The sequence below is a fragment of the Roseateles sp. FW301-B2 genome, from assembly GCF_058788955.1.
This window is the reverse complement of sequence record NZ_JBYTBE010000068.1, coordinates 1-3,413: the sequence shown is the minus strand read 5'-3', so window position 1 is coordinate 3,413 and position 3,413 is coordinate 1. Positions and strand designations below refer to the sequence as shown.

The 3,413-nt window shown below is 67.5% G+C and carries 3 protein-coding genes; 1 reads left to right on the top strand and 2 read right to left on the bottom strand.

Annotation, left to right across the window (positions count from 1 at the left end; all coding sequences use genetic code 11):
* Positions 1-761 (bottom strand): phosphoglucose isomerase-related protein (locus AC3WQY_RS24520; protein ID WP_492711213.1); only part of this gene is annotated, 761 nt, incomplete at its 3' end.
* The gene (gene tal, locus AC3WQY_RS24515; protein ID WP_492711212.1) at positions 761-1,711 is read right to left on the bottom strand and encodes a transaldolase; all 951 of its coding nucleotides are present in this window, start codon (positions 1,709-1,711) and stop codon (positions 761-763) included. The genes AC3WQY_RS24520 and tal, both read right to left, overlap by 1 nt.
* Positions 1,712-1,935: 224 nt before the next feature.
* Here tal and zwf point away from each other — a divergent pair, with 224 nt between their 5' ends.
* Complete coding sequence (gene zwf, locus AC3WQY_RS24510) at positions 1,936-3,381, top strand: glucose-6-phosphate dehydrogenase (RefSeq protein ID WP_492711210.1); 1,446 nt, start codon at positions 1,936-1,938, stop codon at positions 3,379-3,381.
* Positions 3,382-3,413 lie beyond the last annotated feature (32 nt).

The window sequence follows — 3,413 nt, the reverse complement described above, 5'->3', positions numbered from 1 at the left end:
CCGCCCACCCAGTCCCAGAACCCGAAGGTGGTGTGGATGCCGAACTCGGCCGCCGCCGCGGTATTGCTGCTGGTGGCCACGAAATGGCGTCCGATATCGCTGCCGCCCGCGGCCAGGAACCAGGCCTTGGCCGCCAGCGCATTCGCCAGCGTCTCCTGGGTCGTGAAGGTCTTGGAGGCGATCACGAACAGGGTGCGCGCGGGATCCAGCTCGCGCAGCACCGGGGCCAGGTCATGCCCGTCCACATTGGAAACGAAGTGCAGGCGCAGGCCCGGCTTGGCGAAGGCCTGCAGGGCCTGCACCACCATGGCGGGGCCGAGGTCGCTGCCGCCGATGCCGATGTGCACCACGTCGCGGATGCCGCTGTCCGCGGCGCGCACGCTTTCCGCAAAGGCCAGCATGCGAGCGAGCGAGGCCTGCACCTCGTCGCTGAAGGGTGCCGCGCCGGCGGGCGCGCGCAGCGCCGTGTGCAGCACGGCACGCCCCTCGGTATGGTTGATGGGCTCGCCCGTGAACATCGCGTCGCGTTGTGCGCCCAGCTGACAGCCCTCGGCCAGTTGCACGAGCAGGTCCAGGGTGGCCGCCTCGATGCGGTTCTTGGACAGGTCGGCAAACACCTCGGGCGCTTGCAGGGACCACTGCGCAAACCGCTCCGGCTCAGCGGCAAAGGCCGCGCGCAGATCGAACTGCGCGCCGCTGCGCCGGTAGTGGTCTTGCAGAGCGGCCCAGGCCGGGCTCTGGTCACAACGCGGATAGGACATCAGAGGCTTTCTATGAGCTGATCCAGCTTGCCGGCATCGATGGCAAACAGGCGGATGCCCTCGGCCAGCTTCTCGGTGGCCATGGCATCCTGGTTGAGGGCGTAGCGGAAGCCCGCTTCGTCGTAGGAGACTTTGGGCAGCTCGGCACTGCGCGCGGCATCGGCATCGAGCGCGCGCGTCAGCGGCGCCTCGCTGGCCTGCAACTGGGCCAGCAGGTCGGGGCTGATGGTGAGCAGATCGCAACCCGCCAGCGCCTGGATCTGGCCGATATTGCGGAAGCTGGCGCCCATCACCTCGGTGGCGACGCCATGCTTCTTGTAGTAGGCGAAGATCTGCGCCACCGATTGCACGCCGGGGTCGTTCGCTCCGGCCTTGGCGGCCTCGTCCCAGGCGCTGCCGGCGCTCTTCTTGTACCAGTCGTAGATGCGGCCGACAAAGGGCGAGATCAGCTGCACGCCGGCCTCGCCGCAGGCCACCGCCTGGCAGAAGACGAACAGCAGGGTCAGGTTGCAATGGATGCCTTCCCGCTCCAGCGCGCGCGCCGCCTGGATGCCCTCCCAGGTGGAGGCGATCTTGATGAGCACCCGCTCGCGGCCGATGCCGGCGGCCTCGTAGAGCTTGATGAGGCGATGCGCACGCGCAATCGTGGCCGCGGTGTCGAAGCTCAGGCGGGCATCGACCTCGGTCGACACGCGGCCCGGCACCACCTTCAGGATCTCGAGGCCGAAGCGCACCAGCACCTGGTCCACGATGGCGTCCAGCGGCTCGCCGCGATGTGCCGCCACGGTGTCCTTCAGCAGAGGCGCGTAGTCGGGCGAGAGCACGGCCTTGAGGATGAGCGAGGGATTGGTGGTCGCGTCGCGCGGCGTGAACTGCGCCAGCTGCAGGAAGTTGCCGGTGTCGGCCACCACCGTCGTAAAGCGCTTGAGTTGTTCCAGCTGATTCGTCATGGGGAAAGCCCTTGGTTTGTCCAGGCCCGTATTAGAACCGCTCTCGCTGGGAGCGAGGTTACAGCGGCCGCCATCGGCGCCAACCCCTCCGCTCATGGGAGCATTGCCTTGCAGGCCGCACCGGATTGACCTGAACAAGAAACTCGTGCATCATAAATCCAGAAACTTTGTTACATCAAGTCCGCCGGGCAAAAGCCCCGGGCAGCAACACAGGCAGCACGCGCATGTCCTTCGATCTCGTTTTCTTTGGCGGTACCGGCGACCTCACCTGGCGCAAGCTGATGCCGGCGCTGTTCCAGGCCTTCCGTCATGGCAAGCTGCCCGAGGGCGGCCGCATCCTGGCGGTGGCGCGCGACGAGATGCCCGACGCGCGTTACCGCGAATGGCTGAAGGAGCGCTTCCGCGAGGTCGAGGGCCCCAAGCGCCCCAGCGACGAGGAGTTCGAGAAGTTCGCCGCCCTGGTGCATTACCGGCGCATGGATCTCTCGCAAGCGGCGCATTACCAGCATCTGAAGGACTGGCTGGCCGAACGCCAGGCCGACACCGTGGTGATGTACCTGGCCACCAGCCCGCATCTGTTCACGCAGATCTGCGAGCAGCTCGGCGCCGCCGGCCTCAACGAGCCGCGCGTGCGCGTGGTGCTGGAAAAGCCGCTGGGGCATGACCTCGCCAGTGCGCAGCAGATCAACCGCGTGGTGCGCTCGGTGTTCGCCGAAAGCCAGGCCTTCCGCATCGACCATTACCTCGGCAAGCCCTCGGTGCAGAACCTGATGGCGCTGCGCTTCGGCAACGCCTTGTTCGAACCGCTCTGGCACCGCGAGAGCATTGCCAACATCCAGATCACGCTGGCCGAGTCGCTGGGCGTGGGCACGCGCGGCCCCTTCTACGATGGCACCGGCGCACTGCGCGACATGATCCAGAACCATGCGCTGCAGCTGCTCACCATGATCGCCATGGAGCCCCCCTCCACCGCCGACGCCGACGCGATCCGCGACGAGAAGCTCAAGGTGCTGCGCTCGCTCAAGCCCTTCACGCCCGAGACGGTGGCGCGCGACGTGGTGCGCGGTCAGTACCGCGCCGGCACGGTGGACGGCAAGGCCGTGGTGGGCTATCTGGACGAGGGCAAGATCTCGGCCGACAGCGCCTGCGAGACCTTTGTGGCTCTGCGCACCGAGGTGCAGAACTGGCGCTGGGCCGGCGTGCCCTTCTACCTGCGCACCGGCAAACGCCTGGCGGCGCGTGACGCGCAGATCGTCGTCAACTTCCGTCCGGTGCCGCATCCCATCTTCCCGGGCTCGAATCGCGCCAACCGCCTGGTGATCAAGCTGCAGCCCGAGGACGGGCTGGAGCTGCAATTGCTGGCGGCCAAGGGTGGTGCGCATGGCGAAGCGCTTTCGCCGGTCTCGCTGGACCTGGATTTCGACAAGGCCTTCGCCGCGAACCGCGTCGGCGCCTACGAACGCCTGCTGCTCGATGCCATCGCCGGCCGCCTGAACCTGTTCGTGCGCAGCGACGAGCAGGAGCAGGCCTGGCGCTGGGTCGAGCCCATCCTGGATGCCTGGAAGCAGGACCCCTCCAGCCTGCGCACCTATGGCGCCGGCAGCTGGGGACCACCCGCCGCCAGCGCCCTGGTGGCACGCGATGGCTTTGCCTGGGCCGAAGAGCAATGAGCATGCTGGAACGCGTCAAGGCGGCCCTGCCC